Origin of the sequence: Pseudomonas sp. RA_5y_Pfl1_P24 (assembly GCF_963970945.1) — a bacterium.
Classification (GTDB): Bacteria; Pseudomonadota; Gammaproteobacteria; order Pseudomonadales; family Pseudomonadaceae; genus Aquipseudomonas; species Aquipseudomonas tritici.
In genome coordinates, this window is record NZ_CAXAOJ010000010.1 from 202519 (window position 1) to 221147 (window position 18629).

Consider the following 18629-nt stretch of genomic DNA (forward strand, 5'->3'; position numbering starts at 1 on the left):
TGAGAACGCACTGATGACCCTGTCTGCACACCTCTCCACGCCGTCGCTTGCCCATTTTGTCCCACTTGCCCCCCCGCTTATCCAAGCACCGCGCCTGTCGCTGTCGGCTCTGCAAACCGACGCTTCTGTGCAGCCGCCAAGCGTTGATGGTGACCATCAACTGGCCGAACTGTATGCCAATAGCTTGCGCACTCACAGTGATAAGCCCCGGTCTATCGGCGATCAGCCGATTGGGCCGATTCCGCCTGATTCGACGTTCGGGCAATGGCGCCAACAGCTAAGCGCCCTCCTCCAGTCCCCGGACCTCAAGGAATGGGCGCAGAAGAATCGGATCGACCTTTCAAAACCCATCTCATTGTTCCCGCCGCAAGGCAATACCCCGGGGTTTGCAGTGCTCAGGGTCAAGCCTCTTGCTGGTGCCCGGAGCCAGTCGGTGACGTCCAAGTATTTCGGCAGTTTCGTCGGGGACAGGAGCCACGCATTGCCCCTGTCTTGGCCGCTTATCATGCAGGCAGCTACTGCTCTGGCGAACGGTCAAACCTACATATTCGCGCCCAGGGGCGACATGGCGCAGGTGAAGGAGGCGGCGGCGTTTTACGGCGAAGCCCTGCCAACAACCGTTGACGCTGCAAACGACCGTGCTGTGCAGTTGGAGCAGCTGAAAGTTTTCGAAGGTAGCGCGCACTTGAATCACGAAGATGCGCTCGAACACCAAAAGCGAGAGAGGGGGGATATCAATAACCGACACACATTTAACAACCAGATCATTAATCGAGTGTTGGCTGCATTTTCCCCCTTACATCTGGACGCTCAGGAGAAGGCCCAATTACCGACCGGTTCTGTGGGTTACATGACGCCAGATCAACTCGCGGCCAGGGTCAAAAATGATCTGGAAACGATCCTGGGTGTCATCACCCTGCCTATCGATCCACACTCGTCCTACCCTCGCGAGCAGGGTTTGGAGACTGGCAGCACTATCAGCCTCAAGCGCTTTATTGAGGACAATGGTTGGATGATGCCCACCAACCTCGCTGAGTTGCGCAACCTCGCCACCAGCACCACTGCCGCCACCCCCCTGTCGCCGCCGCATGGCAATCTTGGCGGCGCACTGTCCTGGCCGCTACCACCGAGCCATCAAGATCAGCTGAGCAGTTACCAACCGCTTGCGATGCTGCCAGGCGCCAAATACGGCCTATTCAGGCAATTGACCAGCAAGTTGGCCCTGGATCAATCGACGCTGGCCCAGCCCCGCAGGGTTATCGAGAGCATCATCAACTCGGCTGAAGGGCAGCGGGTGGGCACGTCACTTGAAGCCAAATTCGCAGGCCTCTCGAGCGAAACCAGTGTTGCCGATTGGCTGTTGACGGCACTGCAATTGTCCCTGGATCAGGAAACCTTGCTGGACCGCTCTGGCGCCCCCAGTCGTAATAAGGTTGCCGGTTTCGACCTGGCGCATTCCGAGCACGTCGGCAAACATCCTTCAACGGTTGTGACGGCGCTGTCCGCTCATCTGGAAGGCAAGCAAAAAGCCACTGCGGAACTGGCTCCTGTGGCCGCTTACTTGTTGTTATCACGCCGGGCGCCGGCTTACCTGGTGAAGGACATTCCCGCCGGCGTCACCTGCGGCTCCCACTCCTGGGTCAGCCTTGAGGTCGCAGTGGCACGCCTGGAAGCCAAGGCACCGGGGTCGACTGCACTTATGACGTATGCGCAAGTGATCAATCTTGCGGAACGGGCACCCATTACCGTTGAAGATCGAGTGGTCGCGGCCTCAGCGCAACAGGCTGCGCTCATGGATTGGGGCATCGCCAATGGCGTCATCGCCGTCAACGCCAAGGATGAGTACACCGCGCTCCAGGTGGACAGCGTACGCAAGGCCTACAACGCACAACTTGAAGAGTTGAGCGCCGGGTCTCAGGCGTTCTCCCGTGAAATGCCAACGCGTCGCGCATTGGCGCTCGGGGCCTTGAAAAAGGCACTGGGTGAAGGCATCGACTTTGAAAAGCAGAGCCTTGAGGCGGTGACTAAGGGCCGAGATGACGTAGGCCCGCATTCGGTCGTGGATATTTACATGAACGGGGGATTCACCGGGGCACTTGGCCGGGGCTGGACGTCCAACGACCCCAGCGTGCCCATTAACCGCCTGAACGCTGTAAAGGACCTGCCCGATATCAATGTGGTATTCGCCAAAGCGTTTGCGGTTTATGCCGCGCAGATGGAGAAGGCAATGGGCGCACAGGTGAAGCACCTGATCGCTACCCTGCCCCTCGAAGCGCGTAAGAATATTGAGCAAGGCACGCTTGAAACCTTCAAACAGGTGGAGGTGAGCACTGACAATTACGGAGGAACCAAAAGACGCACGTTGACCAACCGGACCGGCCTGCTGATCCGAACCGAACGCCAGGGCGTTGTTACCGTATATGAAATCAACCTGGAGAAAAATACGCTCAGTGAGCGCGATGATTTGAAAAACGTGGTTCCGGGAGCATTGGTGGAGGAATACCGAGCGGGCCTTTCACGTTCTGAGTACCCCAAGGTCCTGCCAAAGGGAAACCACGCGGCGACGGTCAGGGATGAAACCGCCTCCGACGGTATCCCCAACAGTTTCAACAGTGACCGCACCGCCTATATTGCCGACGCCCTGATGAGCCACGCGGATATACGCTCATTCGAAGATCAAGCCAGGGGCCAGACTACCTTCGATACGCGTCTGCCTTGGTACAAGCATGCCAGCGCGTTCCTCGTGAACTTTCTTCCGGTGTATCCAGCGATCAAAAGCTTCCAGGCCGGGGACATCGGTGCGGGAATCGTCGACTTGGCATTTGATGCCTTCGGTTTCATGGTCGGTCTGGGCGCTGCCGCCAAAGCCGCCAAGGGCGTGCAAGCGGGGGTGTCATCCCTGAATACGCTGGGCAGGCTTACGAAAGTATTCGGGCGCACAGCGATGTCTACGCTCAACCCCCTCGACGCCTTCGCAAATCTGGTGGCCCTACCCCTCAAAGGCCTGCAAAAAGGCGCTGTCGGCGGTTACAAACTCTTGGCCGGCAGCACTGACAGTTACGAACTGCTCAAGGCCGGTAAAAACGTCGACGCTTCGTCTTACGGCACATTCAAGTTCGACAACGACTTCTTGGAGGGGCCTGCGGCTCTAAAGCAAGACAAGTGGTACGCCTATAACCCCTTTACACAACAGGCTTATGGTCCGCCACTCAAAGACTTTTTACCGGCTGCACGCATCGAGGTGGATCATTTCGGAGCGTGGTCCAGAGCATCAGACCCCACCAAGCGCATTGATGAGGCCATGGTCAAGAAATGGAAGCGCGTTGTCGGTGAACATCGCAGCGGCCCAGAAAAAACCAGGTTTGATGATGGCTACACGTTGGGTGACCCGAAGATCGTTGAGAAACTCTCCAGCACCTCATCCATTGAAGACATTATGCGTCTGGCCACTAAACAGGGCATGACAGCGGAACAGATAGGGGTCCTCGTCCGACGCTACGATGACATCACCTACGGGGTCGGCAAGAGCAGCTCCACGCGTTTTATAAACAGCGTAGAGCCCCGATTCGGTAACGTCGTGCCTGTGCCTCAAGTGGTGTATTTCAGTCAGACCGCGCAATTGTCAGACGGGCAGTGCGCGGCTCTTTCGCGCGCCATGGCAACCGCCATGGCGCACGGCAAGGAAAAAACGCTGATCAAAAACCTGTATACCGCTGCTGCCTTCCCGGCTGATCCGGCTTCTCGCAGATTTATCGAGAGGTTACGCAAGCTTCAGGTTCAGGTCGGCGGTGAAACGTCTTTCCATGCGGGCATGCCCATTCGACAGGTGTCCTATCAAAACATGGTCAAGGAATTGGACGCGGCTACCGCATCAAAATCCCTCATGATTGACTCGCCCAACCATGCAATGGCGGCCGGCGTCCGAATCGAAAACGGGCAAAAGAGCTTTTACTTTTATGACCCGAATCTCGGCGTCGCCACCTTTCCCAGCGCAGACGCAATGGAAGCGGGCTTGAAAAAGGTTTTTCATGACAAAAAACTGGGGCCGCACTATAAAACGCACAGCACAGACGCCAATAAGCTGGAGTTCAAGGTCTTCAATCATGACGATGCCTGGCAGGCCAGGAACAGTGTGTTCTCAGCAGACTTCAAAACGCTGTATGAAGACCCGATTATCCCCTCCGGAGTGCCCCGTAGCCTCTCCCACCTTGAGTTGAAAAAGAACTGGGAGGTACTTCATACCCATCCGGCCAACAAGGGTTTGATCTGTTACAGGGCGGCCCTGCGCGTAGGGCAAGCCGAGAGAACACTCTCAACCAAGGTGTATGACGCTGTTCTGGCTAGGATGGATACCTTGGCGGCCACCAATTATTCGCCAAGTTACCTGGACATCATGGGCATCAAGCCCGACAACTTGAAAACCACTTTCAACGCCGCCGACATCAAGGAGTCCGGGCTTATCAACTTCAAGCATGCCAATGACAGTGGGGATTTCGGCCACACGGTTTATGTTCAGAAGACCAAACACAATGAATTATTTCTGTTCAATACCAATAGTCCGGACTTGGACGTGGCAATGATCCGCCATGGCAACCCACCGCAGGTCAGCGGCGGTATGACGGTATACCACCTCGATAAAGCCAACGGTAAAGGCCTTCAAGCGTTCCTCGACGGGTTCGATGGAAAGCAGGGCTGGCAATTCGCGTTTACACCCGCCAGTGTGCTCAATGCGAACGTGCAGAAACTATCCCATTAACCACTGAAATGCGCGGCGCGCGCCGTGCCCTTAAGCCAACAACCGCTGGATATGCGCTTGCAGCGTATCCAGGTCGAACGGCTTGGCCAGGATCGGCGCGTTGCGTGTGATGGGGCTGTTGCAGTCGAGAATTTCCTGTGGGTAACCGCTGATGAAGATCACTTTCAGCTCGGGTCGCAGCTTCATCGCGGGTTCGGCGATCTGCACCCCGGAAATCCCACCAGGCAGGCGGTAGTCGGTCACCATAAGGTCCAGGTGCGGCTTGGTTGCCAGGATTTCGAAGGCCTGCTCCCCATCGATGGCCTTCAATACCCGATAGCCGAGGCCGGCCAGGTACTCGCCCAGCACAAACATAATGGATTCGTCGTCCTCTACGATCAGAACGACATCTTGCGCATCTTCACTCATGGGAAGCCTTTGTCCGGTCAATTGCTGCAATTACGACCATGGGGTCACGCAGAGGTTGCGTCAAGGTGACGATTGATTTCATGCCAATGCCTCAAGGGGCAAACACACCCGAAACAAGGCGCCCTCGCCTATCTGGCTCTCGACCTCGATAGTGCCGCCATGGGCTGCAACGATCTGCTCGGAAATGAACAGCCCAAGGCCGAGGCCCGCGGCGACTTGGCTGGCAGACACACGCTCGAACTGCTGGAAAATCCGCTTCTGGTTGTCTTCACTGATACCGATCCCGTGATCACGCACTTCCACGCGAGCTTCGCCGTGTTCGCTGTACACGCGCACCTCCACCGGGCTCTTGGCCCCATAGCGCAAGGCGTTGGTCAGCAGATTGGTGACCACCTGCTCGATGCGGAACTCGTCCCAGTTGCCTTCCACGGGGCCGTCGACGATCAGTTCCATGGAAGAGCCCGCCGCCGCCACTTGGGGGCCGAAGCTCTCTACCAGGTTGCTCACACGCTGCGCCAGGTCGAAACGCGCCGGGCGTATCGACAACTTGCCGGTACGGATGCGCGACACATCGAGCATGTCTTCAATCAGGCGAATCAGGCTCTGGATCTGGCGCTCGTCGCGGTCGACCATGGCGTGCATCTTGTCCAGGGTGAATGCGGCGGCGTTATCCCGGGCAAGGTGCATCTTGCGCAGTTGGGTCTCGAGGATCAGGCCATTGAGAGGCGTGCGCACTTCGTGGGCGACGATTGACATGAAGTCGTCACGCATACGGACCGCCTGCTCTAGCTCGGCCTGTGTGGCCTGCAGGCGCGACAGCAACAGTTCTTGCTCGCGACGGCTGCGCTCAAGCGCTTCTACCTGAAGTTTCACTGCTTTGCTTTGGCGGTACAGGTCAACGAACACATTGACCTTGCTCTTGACCGCATGGATATCCAGCGGCTTGTGCAGGAAGTCCACGGCGCCGCTTTCGTAGCCCTTGAAGGCGTAATTGAGCTCACGGCCGGCAGCACTGACAAACACAATCGGGATGTTCTTGGTCTTTTCGGTGCCGCGCATCAATTCGGCCAGCTCGAAACCATTCATGCCGGGCATCTGCACATCGAGAATCGCCAGGGCGAACTCGTGCTCCAGCAACAGGGACAAGGCCTCGTCAGCGCTCAACGCCTTGAACACCTGCCGGTCCTCGCGCTTGATCAGCGCTTCGAGGGCCAGCAGGTTTTCCGGCAGATCGTCGACGATCAGCAGTTTGGCCTCGACAGTACTTAACATGGGGAATATTCCAGGGAAGCCAGCAGTGAGCCAATCCGGCTCAACGTTAGAATGTGGTCGGGTGTGTGCAGCGCCAGCGCTGCACGGGGCATGACAGCAATGCGAGCTTCAGTGGGTTCTTGCACCACAGTCGTGCCACCTTGCTGCTTGACATGGGCCAGGCCCCGGGCGCCGTCATGGTTGGCGCCGGTCAACAGGATAGCCATCAAGCCTTTGCCGTAGGCATCGGCGGCCGATTCAAACAGGAAATCAATCGCCGGTCGCGAGTGGTGCACACGGTCTTCCTGGCTCAGGGACAGGCTGCGATCCTGCTCCACCGACAGGTGGTAGCCGGACCCGGCGAAGTACAGGGTACCGGGCTCGAGCATTTCCTTGTCACGGGCCTCCACCACTCGCATGGCAACACGCCGGTCGAACACCTCGGCCAATTGGCTGCGGCGTTCATCCGGCAAGTGCAGCACGGTGATGATCGGCAAGCCGAAATCCGCTGGCAATTCGCTGAAGACCGTCAGCAAGGCTTCCACGCCACCGGCAGACGCACCGATGACGATAGCCTCTATGCCCCGGACCGATGCCGGGCTCGCAGCCGCTTGATTCATAGTTTTCGGTAGATCCGTTCCTGTTTGACCAGAGGCTCGAACTGCTTGCCATACGCGGAGAAATCCAGGGTTTCCTTACTGCCCAGCACCAGAAAGCCGCGATGGCACAGCGACTCATGGAACAATCCAAACGCGCGATCTTGCAACTTTTTATTGAAGTAAATTAACACGTTACGACACGAAATTAATTGAGTTTCTGAGAATACACTGTCAGTCGCCAGGCTGTGGTCGGCGAACGTGACATTCTCGCGCAACGTCTTATCGAAGATCGCGTAATCGTAGGCTGCCGTGTAGTAGTCGGCAAATGAACGTTGCCCGCCCGCCTGCTGATAGTTGGCCGTGTAGGCCCGCACGTTTTCCAGGGAGAAAATGCCTTGCTTGGCCTTATCCAGCGACGCCGGGTTGATATCCGTGGCGTAGATGATCGTACGCTCCAGCAAACCCTCTTCACGCAGCAGGATGGCCATGGAGTACACCTCCTCGCCCGTGCTGCAGCCGGCGATCCAGATCTTGATCGACGGGTAGGTCTTGAGCAACGGCACCACTTCCTGGCGGATCGCCAGGAAGTGCGACGGGTCGCGAAACATCTCGCTCACCGGGATCGTCAGAAATTGCAGCAACTGCATGAACGCCGCCGGATCGTGCAGCACACGCTCCTGCAAGGCGGAAATGGTCGCACAGTCGAACTGGCGCAACGCGTGGGCCACGCGGCGCTTGACCGACGCACCGGAGTAGTCGCGAAAGTCGTAGCTGTACTTGAGGTAAATCGCCTCAATCAACAGGCGCAACTCGATGTCACTGCTTGTTTCCAAAAAACGTCGCTCCACTTAAATGCGTTCCATCTTCGGTAGCCACACGCGAATCAAAGAAAACAGGCGGTCCAGGTCAATCGGCTTGGCCAGGTAATCGTTGGAGCCGGCGGCCAGGCAGCGTTCCTGATCGTCCTTCATCGCCTTGGCCGTCACTGCGATGATTGGCAACTTCTTCCAGCGTGGGTCCTGGCGGATTAAGGCGGTAGCCTCGTAACCGTCCATTTCCGGCATCATCACGTCCATCAACACCAGATCGATATCCTCGACTTCGTTGAGTTTGTCGATGGCTTCACGGCCATTGCGCCCAATGACCACCACGGCGCCCTTGTGCTCCAGGGCGCTGGTCAGGGCGAAGATGTTGCGCACATCGTCGTCCACCAAGAGGACCTTGCGCCCCTCGAAGACCTTGTCGCGGCTGCGCGCAGTCTTGAGCATCTTTTGGCGATCATGGGACAGCTGGGACTCGACTTTGTGCAGAAAGAGTGTGACCTCATCCAGCAGGCGTTCCGGCGAGCGCGCCCCCTTGATGATGATCGAGCGCGAATACTTGCGCAGTTCGGCCTCTTCATCGCGGGTCAGGTTGCGCCCGGTGTAGACGATCACCGGCGGGAACGAGCAGATATCCTCAGTGGCCATGCGCTTGAGCAGCTCGTTACCGAGCATGTCGGGCAGCTTGAGATCGATGATCATACAGTCGTAGACATGGTTGCGCAGCAGGTCGAGGGCCTCCTGGGCGAAGCCAACGGCGGTGATCTCGATGTCATCGTCGCCGATCAGGCGGGCAATGCTGTCGCGCTGCAGGTCATCGTCTTCCACCAGCAGTACGCGTTTGACCTTCTGGGTCAGCTTGGCTTCCAGGCGGGCAAAGACGTCCTTGAGCTCTTCGCGGGTGGTGGGTTTGACGGCATAACCGATGGCGCCCATGTGCATGGCCGCCTCGACGCGGTCTTCCACGGAAATTACATGCACCGGGATATGGCGGGTGTTGGCGTGTTCTTTAAGGCGTTGCAGCACGGTCAGCCCGGAATGGTCCGGCAGGCGCATATCCAGCAGGATCGCGTCAGGGATGTACGCTTCGGCCAGGCTGTAGCCTTCGTCTGCGCCATGGGCCACCAGGCAGTTATAACCAAGCTCGTGGGCCAGGTCGAACAGGATGCGGGCGAAGTTCGGCTCGTCTTCCACCACGAGGATGCAGCGCGCGGTGAAGGGGGCCTTGTCGCGATCGTCGGCGAAACGCGGGATCTGCTTGGCATCGGCCACCGGCAGCGGTGACACCTTGACCGGCACTGGCGCAGGCACCACTACTGCTTGGCGTGGTTGTTCGATCGGTGCCGCGTCTGCTTCGCGCTCTACATACTGCCCTGGCACTACCAGCGTAAAGACACTGCCCTTGCCTGGCTCGCTGGTCACACTGATGTAACCGCCCAACAGGGTGGCCAGGTCGCGGGAAATTGACAGCCCGAGGCCGGTGCCTCCATAACGACGGTTGGTGGTGCCGTCGGCCTGCCGGAAGGCTTCGAAGATGCTTTCCTGGTGGTCCGGGGCGATACCGATGCCGGAATCGCGCACCGTGAAAGCAATGCCCTCCCCGGGTGCCCGGGACACCGACAGGCTGACCTCGCCTTGCTCGGTAAACTTGAGCGCGTTGGACAGCAGGTTTTTCAGGATCTGCTCCAGGCGCTGGCGGTCGGTAAACAGCAGGGTCGGCGTACCTTCCTGCACGTCCACCTGGAAACCCAGTTTACGATCAGCCGCCAGCGGCTCGAACATCCCGCGCAGGCCGTCTACAAGGCGCGCCACGCTGGATGTTTCCGGGCGCACTTCCAGCTTGCCGGCTTCGACCTTGGAGATGTCCAGGATGTCGTTGATCAGGTTGAGCAAGTCATTGCCGGCGGAATAGATCGACTCGGCAAACTTGACCTGCTCAGCACTGAGGTTTTCCTGGGGGTTCTCGGCCAGCAACTTGGCCAGGATAAGCGAGCTGTTCAGCGGTGTGCGCAGCTCGTGGGACATATTGGCGAGGAATTCAGATTTGTACTTGCTGGAGCGCTGCAGCTCTTCGGCGCGATCTTCCAGTGCGAGTTGGGCTTGGTTGAGCTCGATATTCTTGCGGTCCATGGCGTCGCGTTGTTCGGCGAGGGTTTCGGTTTGCTCGGCCAGTTGCTCGTTGGTCTGCTCCAGCTCGGCCTGTTGGGTTTCCAGGTGGGCCTGGGACTCCTTGAGGATGCGCGACTGCTCTTCCAGTTCTTCGTTGGCGGTCTTGAGCTCTTCCTGCTGCACTTGCAGCTCTTCGTTGAGCTGCTGGGTCTCGGCCAGCACTTCCTGCAGGCGTTGACGATACCGAGCGGTCTCGATGGAGGTGCCGATATTGCTGGAGATCAGCTCCAGCAGCTCTTCGTCACGCTCTTCCAATGGGCGCAGGAAACCCAGCTCAACTACCCCGTTGACCCGCTCGTCATTGTTGGTCGGCACCACCAGCACGCTGCGGGTAGCGCCCTCGCCCAGGCCGGAGCTGACTTTGAAATAATCCACCGGCACGTCGTCCAGGCGAATCAGGCGATCCAGATGGGCAGCCTGCCCGACGATGCCTTCATCGCTGTAGATGGCCTGCTCCCGTTGCTCTTGCTCGCGGGAGAAACCGTAAGTGGCCACGCGCTTGAGGCCGCCGTGTTCTTCGCGCACGTACAACGCGCCCACGGCCGAGCCCATGTACTGGGCAAAGAATTGCAGGATATTGCGGCCAAGCATGTTCACGGTGAGTTGGCCGAGGACCTGTTCAGCCAGTTCGGTCTGGCCATTGCGCAACCAGGCTTGCCGTTCCAGGCGTCGTGCGATCTTCTGTTGCGACGCAAGGTTTTCGCTGTAACTGTCTGATAATGAAACAAGATTCTTACGGCCGATATAAGCCAGGAAGCCGCTTAACCCCAACACGAAGGCCAAGTACAGGGTGACACTGATCACCGTTGTACGGGTGACATCTTCATTACGGGCGATGCGGAACTGCTGCTCCATCGCCACCGCGTCGTCATATTCCTTGCGGATTTCGTCAGTCAGGCGCTTGCCGCGCCCGGCCTTGATCGCACCGCGGTAGTCGCCGCTCGCGCGCTGCAGATCAATCATCGCCTGGGCATAGTTGTTCCACTCGGCCTGCAATGCTTCCAGGCGTTTGAGACGGTCCACCTGCTGCGGATTGTCCGCCACCAGCGCCTGCAAATTGTGCAGGTCGGCGAGGATTCGCGGCTTGGCCACTTCGTAGGGGTCGAGGAAATGCTCGTCACCGGTGATCAGGAAGCCGCGCATGCCGGTTTCCAGGTCCACCGTCAGCTTGGACGATTCATTCAGGTTATTGATAACCCGATCGGTGTGTTCCACCCACTGGATCACCGACAACAGGTAGGTGATCAGCACGACGAAAAACACTGCACTGAGCACACCCACACCCAGGGGCAGTGCAACGTTTCGGCTCAGGAGGTTACGAAAGCTCTTTTCATCGACGGACGACGCGGGAGTCATGGAAATGCCTTGGCCAAAGGTGGAAAAACCGGGAGTTTGCCGCAAAGTGGCGGGCAAGACTATTTTTCTAGAACGGTTTTGTACAGATTCCTGCGAAGGAACCCGCTATTCTCTCTAGTCTTTCCTATCGCATTGTTTTTACGGCCAGCGGGAACTTGTCATGAGTGCCCGCTTACTCAAGGAAGAGGCCTGTCAGAACGGCCGCGTGTAAACCCTCGCCTTTTTTGGGAATTCGATTATGTCTGCAGTCACCTCCACCATTCTTGTCGTCGAAGACGATGCCATCGTGCGCATGCTCATCGTCGATGTCTTGGAGGAGTTGGAATTCAGTGTGGTAGAGGCGGCCGATGCCGAAGAGGCGCTGGCACTGGTGCAAAACACTGACCAGGTGATCGACCTGATGATGACCGACGTTGGCCTGCCAGACATGGATGGCAAGCAACTGGCGACCAAGGTCCGCGAACTGCGCCCTGCCCTGCCAATCCTGTTCGCCAGCGGCTATGCCGAGAATATCGACGTGTCTGCAGGCATGCAGGTCATCGCCAAGCCATTTTCCATCGATCAACTGCGCGACAAAGTCAAATCGATGTTGCCTGCGCTGTAATCCCGGCTTGTCTTCAGTGCCGCCTTCATGGGCGGCATTTTTGCGTCAGATGCTCAGAGATTAACGTGACCTTCGACTAATAAAACCGGAAACTCAGCGTTTCTCCGCGCCAACCCTACTCATTCTTCAAAACGCACTCACGAAGGACGCAACAACATGATTGGAAAACCGACGCGCCTGCTGTTGGCGAGCCTCTCGATACTCATGAGTACCGGCGCCTGGGCTGACTTCACGGCAACACCGAGTGAGGCCCGGGCGATTGCCAAGGAAGCCTACCTGTATGGCTACCCGGTGGTGGAGATGTACAAGACGCTCTATACCCAGGCTGTTGATCAAGGCGGCGCCAACTTCAAGGCGCCGATCAACCGACTGGGGCATTCCGCCCAAGTGCTCAGCCCGAAACACACCACGCAGGCCAAGGCGAACCCTGACACGCCCTATTCCTTCGTCTGGATGGACCTGCGCAGGGAGCCGATGGTGCTGACGTTGCCCGGGATTGAGGACGATCGCTATTACTCGGTGCAGTTGATCGACCTTTATAGCCAGAACATTGCGTACCTGGGCACTCGCAGCACCGGCAACCATGGCGGCCACTACATGGTCGCGGGTCCTGATTGGAAGGGCCAGCAGCCTGTGGATGTGGACCGGGTGATCTACAGCGAAAGCAATCTGGTCTACGCGCTCTACCGCACGCAGTTGTTTGATGAAAAAGACCTGAACAAGGTCAAGCAAATCCAGAACGGCTACAAGGTGCAGCCGCTGAGCGGCTATGTGAAGCAAGCCGCACCGGCCAAGGTGGCAAAGATCGAGTGGCCCAAGCCCACGGCGGCCATGACAGACAGCCCGCAACTGTTTCGCTACCTGAACTTTATGCTCGCCTACGCCAAACCTCAGGACAGCGAGAAAGACCTGCTGGCCCGCTTTGCCACCATCGGCATCGCGCCTGGCGCGCCCTTCAAGGTCAGCCAACTCAGCGCGGAACAACGCAAAGCCCTGCAACAAGGCATCGCAGATGGCAAAGCCGAGTTTGCAGCATTCAAGAAAGACAAGCTCGACACCCTTCAGGTCACCAGTGGCGAACTGCATGGCAGCCGTGATCGCCTGAAAAACAACTACCTCTACCGCTACGCCGGCGCTATCCAGCGTTTGTTCGGCAATTCGGCTGAAGAAGTCACCTACATGACTTACTCCGTCGATAGCGAAGGCAAACCGGCCAACGGTGCGCGTCATAGCTACACCGTCCACTTTGCCAAAGACCAACTGCCACCGGCCGATGCGTTCTGGTCGCTGACGATGTATGAAGCCAAGAACGGGCAACTGGTGCCCAACCACAAGAAACGCTACCTGATCAATTCACGGATGCTGCCCAACCTCAAGCGCGACGCTGACGGCGGCGTGACACTGGCGCTGCAACACCACGAGCCGCCGAAGGCTGAACAGAGCAATTGGCTGCCCGCGCCGCCCGCGCCCTTCTACGCGGTACTGCGCATTTACCTGCCCAAGCCGGAAGCGGTTAATGGCCAATGGAAGCTCCCACCCCTGACACCCCTGAAGTAGCAGCGACTGGCCGGCAGTTGTGACCACAACGAGCCGGCCAGGGCGAATGGGCTTCATTCAGTTAGCTGAAGTCCGAGAGAAAACCCGCGTATTCATCGGGTTGCGCAATCTTGCTGGCACAGCCCGCCAGTCCAAGCGAAGCGACACACAGCACGGTAATGACTTGCCTTAATCTCATTATTGAACTCCTGGCGGTCGGCGTTGGAACATTGAGCTGTAGGTATAGCCCCGCTCCAATCACCTGCCGTTCAGCCGCGTTCGCGAGGAATCAGGCTCTGCAACTGCGACGCCAGGAAGTTCGCGTCAAAGCCGAACGTGTCCGGGTCTTTAAGGCCATTGGTCTTCTTCCACAGCCAATCGTTTTTATCCGCAGGCAACACCAGGGAAACGCTGCCATGCCGCGCGGCAGTCAACCCCATGACGGAGACGGAGATCAACCCACCCACCCCCATCACATCCGGCACGAACTCCACCGGTTTGCCGGTGATCTGTACGGTCAGTTTCTCGGTCTTGAAGGTCGACGTCTCCACCGGGATGCTTGGGCCACTGGCCACGTAAGGCTCACGGTGCACTTCAAGCAACCCCACCGTTTTCACCGGTTCCAGCCATTGCTCGATCTGCCCGAACAACGCGTCGAGTTTTTGCGCCCAGCGGGCCGACTGCACGTCGAACTGCTGTTTTTTATGCGTTTCGCTATCGGCGTAATGACGAAGCATCTCGCCCAGTTGCTGTACATCGTCCATTGCGGATCTCCTCCGGTGAGCCAGGTTGCGAAGTTCAATCATGGCAGATGCGGTGGCCGGCCGCGCGACTAACGCCGGCAAAACAACGAAGTGCAGTGGCCGGCGTGTCTGACTTAACGGTCAGCACCTCGCCATTCCCATTGGGCATGAGCCGTAATGACGCCAAGGGCTTGGAATTTCTGGGCCACAGACTGCAGGCATATTGGCAACTGATCCGCTGCAATGAGGTGCCTCTGAGTCTGTTTTGTTTTAACCACGCTTCCTACAGTGCCGCCACGTGGAACCGTGGGAGGACTGAGCATGAGCACAGCAACAATCGGACAGGCCTATAACTATAAAGTCGTCCGCCAATTCGCTATCGCCACCATCGTCTGGGGCGTGGTCGGCATGGCCATGGGTGTGTGGATCGCCTCGCAACTGGTCTGGCCGGAAATGAACCTGGATTTACCCTGGACCACCTTTGGCCGCTTGCGCCCTTTGCACACCAGCCTGGTGATCTTCGGCTTTGCCGGCAGCGCGCAGTTTGCCGCCAGCTATTACGCGGTACAGCGTACCTGCCAGGTGCGGTTATTTTCCGACCGCCTCGCCGCGTTTACCTTTTGGGGTTGGCAGTCGGTGATCGTGATCATGTTAATCAGCCTGCCGCTGGGCTACACCACCACCAAGGAGTACGCCGAGATCGAGTTCTCCGGCGCAGTGTGGATGACCGTGGTGTGGGTGGCCTATGCCATTGTGTTTTTCACCACCGTGGTGCGGCGCTTAACCAAACACATCTATGTGGGCAACTGGTTTTTCGGCGCATTCATTTTGGTGATCGCCATGCTGCACGTGGTCAACCACCTGGCGATCCCGGTGGACTGGTTCAAGTCATACCCGGTGTATTCCGGGGCGACGGATGCCATGGTGCAGTGGTGGTATGGGCATAACGCCGTAGGGTTTTTCCTGACGACTGGCTTTTTGGGGATGATGTATTACTTCGTACCGAAACAAGTCGGACGGCCGGTGTACTCCTATCGCTTGTCCATCGTGCACTTCTGGGCGCTGATCACCCTGTATATCTGGGCCGGGCCGCACCATTTGCACTACACCGCCCTGCCGGACTGGGCACAGTCCTTGGGCATGGCAATGTCGCTGATTCTGCTGGCGCCGAGCTGGGGCGGGATGATCAACGGCATGATGACGTTGTCGGGTGCCTGGCATAAGTTGCGCACCGACCCGATCCTGCGCTTCCTGGTGTTGTCCCTGGCGTTCTACGGCATGTCGACCTTCGAAGGGCCGATGATGGCGATCAAGACCGTCAACGCCCTCTCCCACTACACCGACTGGACCATCGGCCACGTGCACGCCGGAGCGCTGGGCTGGGTGGCGATGATCACCTTCGGCTCGCTGTATCACATGATCCCCAAGGTATTCGGCCGCGAGCAGATGCACAGCGTGGCGCTGATCAACCTGCATTTTTGGCTGGCAACCATTGGCACCGTGCTGTACATCGCCTCGATGTGGGTCAACGGCATTACCCAGGGCCTGATGTGGCGGGCCATCAACGATGACGGCACCCTCACTTACTCGTTTGTCGAAGCCTTGCAGGCCAGTCATCCGGGGTTTGTGGTGCGGTTTGCCGGTGGCGTGTTCTTTCTCACCGGGATGGTGTTGATGGCCTACAACACCTGGCGCACGGTACGCGTCGCGGACTTGAAACTGGCCCAGCTTGATGCGCAGATCGCCTGATATGTGGGGCTTGCTGATGGTGGTGTGCCTGTATGGCGCGGTGGAGTACTGCTTGCGCGGTCAGTCGGACAAGAGCCTGGACGACGCCAGCTTGATGCCTTTCGCCGATGACCCGGAGGCGGCGCGGCGCGTGGAGCAGGCGACTGGCAAGCAGATCAACGCGGTGGCGCCGCAAGAGGCCAAGCCGGGCTGGGTCAACCAGAACATGTGAAACTGCACCGGCCATTTCGCGGACAACTGCGTATGACTATGCAGGCGTCAATGCGTAAGGTGAAGCGACTTTCCGTGTCAGGAGCATCGCATGCGCACCATCGGCCTTATCGGCGGCATGAGCTGGGAGTCCAGCGCCGAGTACTACCGCCTCATCAACCAACGCGTGCGCGACACGCTCGGCCCGTTGCGCTCGGCGCAACTGTTGATGTACAGCGTGGATTTCGGCCCAGTGGAACAGGCCCAACACGCCGGCCGCTGGGACGACGCCGCGCTGATCCTCGAAGAGGCCGCGCGCCGGTTGCAGGCGGGCGGTGCTGAATGTGTAGTGCTGTGTACCAACACTATGCATTTGGTGGCGCCACGTATTGAAGCTGCGGTGTCGATTCCGTTCCTGCATATTGCCGATGCGGCGGGCGCGGCGGCCGTGGAAGCTGGCACGCTGACGGTCGGGCTGCTCGGCACCGCGTTCACCATGGAGCAGGATTTCCTCACGTCGCGCCTGGCCGCCCAGGGTTTGACCGTGCTGGTGCCTGAGGCGGACGAGCGCCAGGCCGTGCACCGGATCATCTATGAGCAATTGTGTGTTGGCGTGATCAGTGATGCGTCACGCAAGGTTTACCAAGGCGTGATCGAGTCCCTGGCCGCACGTGGCGCCCAGGCGATCATCCTCGGCTGCACGGAAATCAGCCTGCTGATCAAGCCCGAACACAGCGACCTGCCGTTGCTGGACACCACCGAGCTGCATGCAGCCGCTGCGGTGGCGTTTGCCTTAGGGAATTAAGCCGACTTGCGCAGACGCGCCATGCTCACGGTGTCGACAAGTTTGCCGTCGCGCAGGGCGTAATCGCGCAATACGCCTTCGACCTCGAAGCCGAACTTACGGTACAGCCCTTGCGCCGCTTCGTTGTCGGCGTACACGGTAAGTTCTACTCGGCGCAGGTTCATCCAGTTGTCGGCGACGTCCAACGCGGCAGTCAACAACAGGGAGCCAACCCCCTTGCCCTGCCACGCCGTCGCGACGCCCATGCCGAAGGACCCAACGTGGGCCCGGCGGACACGCAGGTACTGCTCAAGACCCAGCTGGCCGATCACTTCACCCCCATGCACCGCCACTAACTGTAGCCGGCGCTCATTGTCCTGGACCAGCTTGTTACGCCACGCCTCGACCGACTGGAAAGGCATTTGCAGCACCTGACGGCATACAGCCGGTTCGTTATAGAGCGCAGCGACGCCTTCAAGGTGGGCCTCGGTGAAGCGCTGGATGACGATATGGGGTTCAGGTGTGTGCATTGCGTTTCATCCTTTGAAAAACACGTGGCCGGTCAGTGTAGGGGCCAAGCCTGCCCGATGGCTAGGGCGCCGGCGTGGTCGACCACAATGCTGGCCAATCCCCCGAAGCGACCCCGGTGCAGCGCGGCATGATGTGAAACTCGCTGAGCTGGAAACGCTCGCCGTCAAACACCCAGGAGCCTGCGCCACCACAATCACCGATTCCACGCTGCTTGTAGAAATAACTCAGGGTGCCGGAGGCTTCGTCATACCACACCGAGCCTTGCAGCGCGGCGCCATCCAGGGGCAACGGTTGCACATTGAGAGGCGTTTCTGCGTAGGGCGCTTGTCGCTGGCGGCTGTTGACGTCGTACTCACAGTTGTAGGCCGCACAGTCGTACCTCACCACGGTCATCGCTTGCTGCGCCGTCAAGGCACCTGCTTGTGCTTCAGAGTCCCCCTCCTCGGGCGTGGCCGCCTTCAACGCGACCGCTACCAGGCCCGCCTGCTCCTGCGCGTTTAACGGCGGCGGTGACACAAATGTGCGCAGCACCGGCGTCGGCAGGCGTGGCGACACCTCATTGGCCGCGCCCTTACCGGGTCGGGCCAGCGCCGTCACGTTATGCACGCGTCCCTGCACCGCATCCATCAACAACAGCGAAGCACTCAGCCCGCTCAATGACACATGCGCGTGCTCATCGCCTGGCAACTGCAGTTGCTGACCGTTGCGCAAACGCTGTAACCAGCGCCGTGCCGAAGCGTCCTCAATCACCCCATAGGACTGCACCTCGGGATCCCCGCCCTGATCGTCCAACTCAACGTGCAAATCGTGGATCAACGCCAGGCCCAGCGGCTGACCGTCCAGCAGCAAGGTGGAAAGGTCCACGGGTTCACCACGGTGATCCAAGCGCAGGCGCAGATACCCCTGCGGACCGGTTTGGTGCCAGAGGTGCAACGTCAGCGAGCTGTAGTCCTCTTCATCAACGCCGCTGGGTGCGCTGAGGGCATGGCAGTTGCGCACGTTGTCGCAACCGACCACCCATTCCTTGATTTCTCGCAGCAGTGGCACGGTTTCCGAGGGGGCTTGTGCGAAGGCTGGAGCGGTGGCGCCGGTCAGTATCATGGCCAGGAGTGCGGGGCGCAGCATGGGGACTC

The 18629-nt window shown here is 58.8% G+C and carries 14 protein-coding genes and 1 pseudogene; 6 read left to right on the forward strand and 9 right to left on the reverse strand.

What is annotated here, in order from left to right:
• The first annotated feature begins 13 nt into the window (after nt 1–13).
• Entirely contained in the window at nt 14–4756 is a 4743-nt protein-coding gene (locus AACY30_RS19040) for a hypothetical protein (RefSeq protein WP_339540951.1), read from the forward strand.
• Nucleotides 4757–4786: 30 nt separating this feature from the next.
• On the opposite strand, the gene AACY30_RS19045 is transcribed toward AACY30_RS19040, so the two are convergent.
• The 5 genes from AACY30_RS19045 to AACY30_RS19065 all read right to left on the reverse strand — a co-directional run bounded on the left by AACY30_RS19045 (nt 4787) and on the right by AACY30_RS19065 (nt 11360).
• Nucleotides 4787–5164: a response regulator gene (locus AACY30_RS19045; RefSeq protein WP_339469853.1), complete on the reverse strand. Its 378-nt coding sequence runs from the start codon at nt 5162–5164 to the stop codon at nt 4787–4789.
• A gap of 78 nt (nt 5165–5242) precedes the next feature.
• Nucleotides 5243–6436: a hybrid sensor histidine kinase/response regulator gene (locus AACY30_RS19050; RefSeq protein WP_339469851.1), complete on the reverse strand. Its 1194-nt coding sequence runs from the start codon at nt 6434–6436 to the stop codon at nt 5243–5245.
• A complete protein-coding gene (locus tag AACY30_RS19055) occupies nt 6430–7035 on the reverse strand; it encodes a chemotaxis protein CheB (protein WP_339469850.1) in 606 nt (201 codons plus the stop codon). The genes AACY30_RS19050 and AACY30_RS19055 overlap by 7 nt, the downstream gene beginning before the upstream one ends.
• Nucleotides 7032–7862 (reverse strand): CheR family methyltransferase, encoded by an 831-nt coding sequence (locus AACY30_RS19060; protein WP_445261444.1) that lies wholly within the window; start codon nt 7860–7862, stop codon nt 7032–7034. The genes AACY30_RS19055 and AACY30_RS19060 overlap by 4 nt, the downstream gene beginning before the upstream one ends.
• On the reverse strand, nt 7863–11360 hold the full coding sequence (locus AACY30_RS19065; protein ID WP_339540952.1) for a response regulator: 3498 nt from the start codon (nt 11358–11360) through the stop codon (nt 7863–7865). It lies immediately after the preceding gene.
• A gap of 238 nt (nt 11361–11598) precedes the next feature.
• Here AACY30_RS19065 and AACY30_RS19070 point away from each other — a divergent pair, with 238 nt between their 5' ends.
• Together AACY30_RS19070 and AACY30_RS19075 are read left to right on the forward strand one after the other, a co-directional pair.
• Nucleotides 11599–11964, forward strand: coding sequence for a response regulator (locus tag AACY30_RS19070; protein WP_339469847.1), 366 nt, complete (start codon nt 11599–11601; stop codon nt 11962–11964).
• 156 nt (nt 11965–12120) lie between these two features.
• Nucleotides 12121–13521 carry a DUF1254 domain-containing protein gene (locus tag AACY30_RS19075; RefSeq protein ID WP_339469846.1) on the forward strand — a complete coding sequence of 467 codons (1401 nt, stop codon included), beginning with the start codon at nt 12121–12123 and terminating at the stop codon, nt 13519–13521.
• A gap of 64 nt (nt 13522–13585) precedes the next feature.
• Here the strand turns inward: AACY30_RS19075 and AACY30_RS19080 are convergent.
• Both AACY30_RS19080 and AACY30_RS19085 read right to left on the reverse strand, forming a co-directional pair.
• Nucleotides 13586–13699, reverse strand: a pseudogene (locus AACY30_RS19080) (DUF3313 domain-containing protein); the annotation flags it as partial.
• A 70-nt stretch (nt 13700–13769) separates the two neighbouring features.
• On the reverse strand, nt 13770–14264 hold the full coding sequence (locus tag AACY30_RS19085) for a hypothetical protein (RefSeq protein WP_339469845.1): 495 nt from the start codon (nt 14262–14264) through the stop codon (nt 13770–13772).
• A 300-nt stretch (nt 14265–14564) separates the two neighbouring features.
• Between AACY30_RS19085 and ccoN the strand changes: the two genes are divergently transcribed.
• From ccoN to AACY30_RS19100, 3 genes are all read left to right on the forward strand, one after another.
• Complete coding sequence (ccoN, locus tag AACY30_RS19090; protein ID WP_339540953.1) at nt 14565–15992, forward strand: cytochrome-c oxidase, cbb3-type subunit I; 1428 nt, start codon at nt 14565–14567, stop codon at nt 15990–15992.
• A 1-nt stretch (nt 15993) separates the two neighbouring features.
• Nucleotides 15994–16203: a cbb3-type cytochrome c oxidase subunit 3 gene (locus AACY30_RS19095; protein WP_339470045.1), complete on the forward strand. Its 210-nt coding sequence runs from the start codon at nt 15994–15996 to the stop codon at nt 16201–16203.
• 90 nt (nt 16204–16293) lie between these two features.
• The gene (locus AACY30_RS19100; RefSeq protein WP_339427510.1) at nt 16294–16986 is read left to right on the forward strand and encodes an aspartate/glutamate racemase family protein; all 693 of its coding nucleotides are present in this window, start codon (nt 16294–16296) and stop codon (nt 16984–16986) included.
• Here the strand turns inward: AACY30_RS19100 and AACY30_RS19105 are convergent.
• Nucleotides 16983–17495, reverse strand: a complete 513-nt coding sequence (locus AACY30_RS19105; RefSeq protein ID WP_339469843.1) for a GNAT family N-acetyltransferase — start codon at nt 17493–17495, stop codon at nt 16983–16985. The genes AACY30_RS19100 and AACY30_RS19105 overlap by 4 nt on opposite strands.
• A 61-nt stretch (nt 17496–17556) precedes the next feature.
• Nucleotides 17557–18621 carry a DUF1176 domain-containing protein gene (locus AACY30_RS19110; protein ID WP_339540954.1) on the reverse strand — a complete coding sequence of 355 codons (1065 nt, stop codon included), beginning with the start codon at nt 18619–18621 and terminating at the stop codon, nt 17557–17559.
• Nucleotides 18622–18629: the final 8 nt, after the last annotated feature.

What these genes read in the sequence shown, in the direction of transcription:
- AACY30_RS19040 (WP_339540951.1), top strand. Translation starts at nt 14, where the DNA reads ATGACCCTGTCTGCACACCTCTCCACGCCGTCGCTTGCCCATTTTGTC.
- AACY30_RS19050 (WP_339469851.1), bottom strand. Translation starts at nt 6,436, where the DNA reads ATGTTAAGTACTGTCGAGGCCAAACTGCTGATCGTCGACGATCTGCCG.
- AACY30_RS19075 (WP_339469846.1), top strand. Translation starts at nt 12,121, where the DNA reads ATGATTGGAAAACCGACGCGCCTGCTGTTGGCGAGCCTCTCGATACTC.
- AACY30_RS19110 (WP_339540954.1), bottom strand. Translation starts at nt 18,621, where the DNA reads ATGCTGCGCCCCGCACTCCTGGCCATGATACTGACCGGCGCCACCGCT.
- AACY30_RS19055 (WP_339469850.1), bottom strand. Translation starts at nt 7,035, where the DNA reads ATGAATCAAGCGGCTGCGAGCCCGGCATCGGTCCGGGGCATAGAGGCT.
- AACY30_RS19045 (WP_339469853.1), bottom strand. Translation starts at nt 5,164, where the DNA reads ATGAGTGAAGATGCGCAAGATGTCGTTCTGATCGTAGAGGACGACGAA.
- AACY30_RS19095 (WP_339470045.1), top strand. Translation starts at nt 15,994, where the DNA reads ATGTGGGGCTTGCTGATGGTGGTGTGCCTGTATGGCGCGGTGGAGTAC.
- ccoN (WP_339540953.1), top strand. Translation starts at nt 14,565, where the DNA reads ATGAGCACAGCAACAATCGGACAGGCCTATAACTATAAAGTCGTCCGC.
- AACY30_RS19070 (WP_339469847.1), top strand. Translation starts at nt 11,599, where the DNA reads ATGTCTGCAGTCACCTCCACCATTCTTGTCGTCGAAGACGATGCCATC.
- AACY30_RS19065 (WP_339540952.1), bottom strand. Translation starts at nt 11,360, where the DNA reads ATGACTCCCGCGTCGTCCGTCGATGAAAAGAGCTTTCGTAACCTCCTG.
- AACY30_RS19100 (WP_339427510.1), top strand. Translation starts at nt 16,294, where the DNA reads ATGCGCACCATCGGCCTTATCGGCGGCATGAGCTGGGAGTCCAGCGCC.
- AACY30_RS19105 (WP_339469843.1), bottom strand. Translation starts at nt 17,495, where the DNA reads ATGCACACACCTGAACCCCATATCGTCATCCAGCGCTTCACCGAGGCC.
- AACY30_RS19085 (WP_339469845.1), bottom strand. Translation starts at nt 14,264, where the DNA reads ATGGACGATGTACAGCAACTGGGCGAGATGCTTCGTCATTACGCCGAT.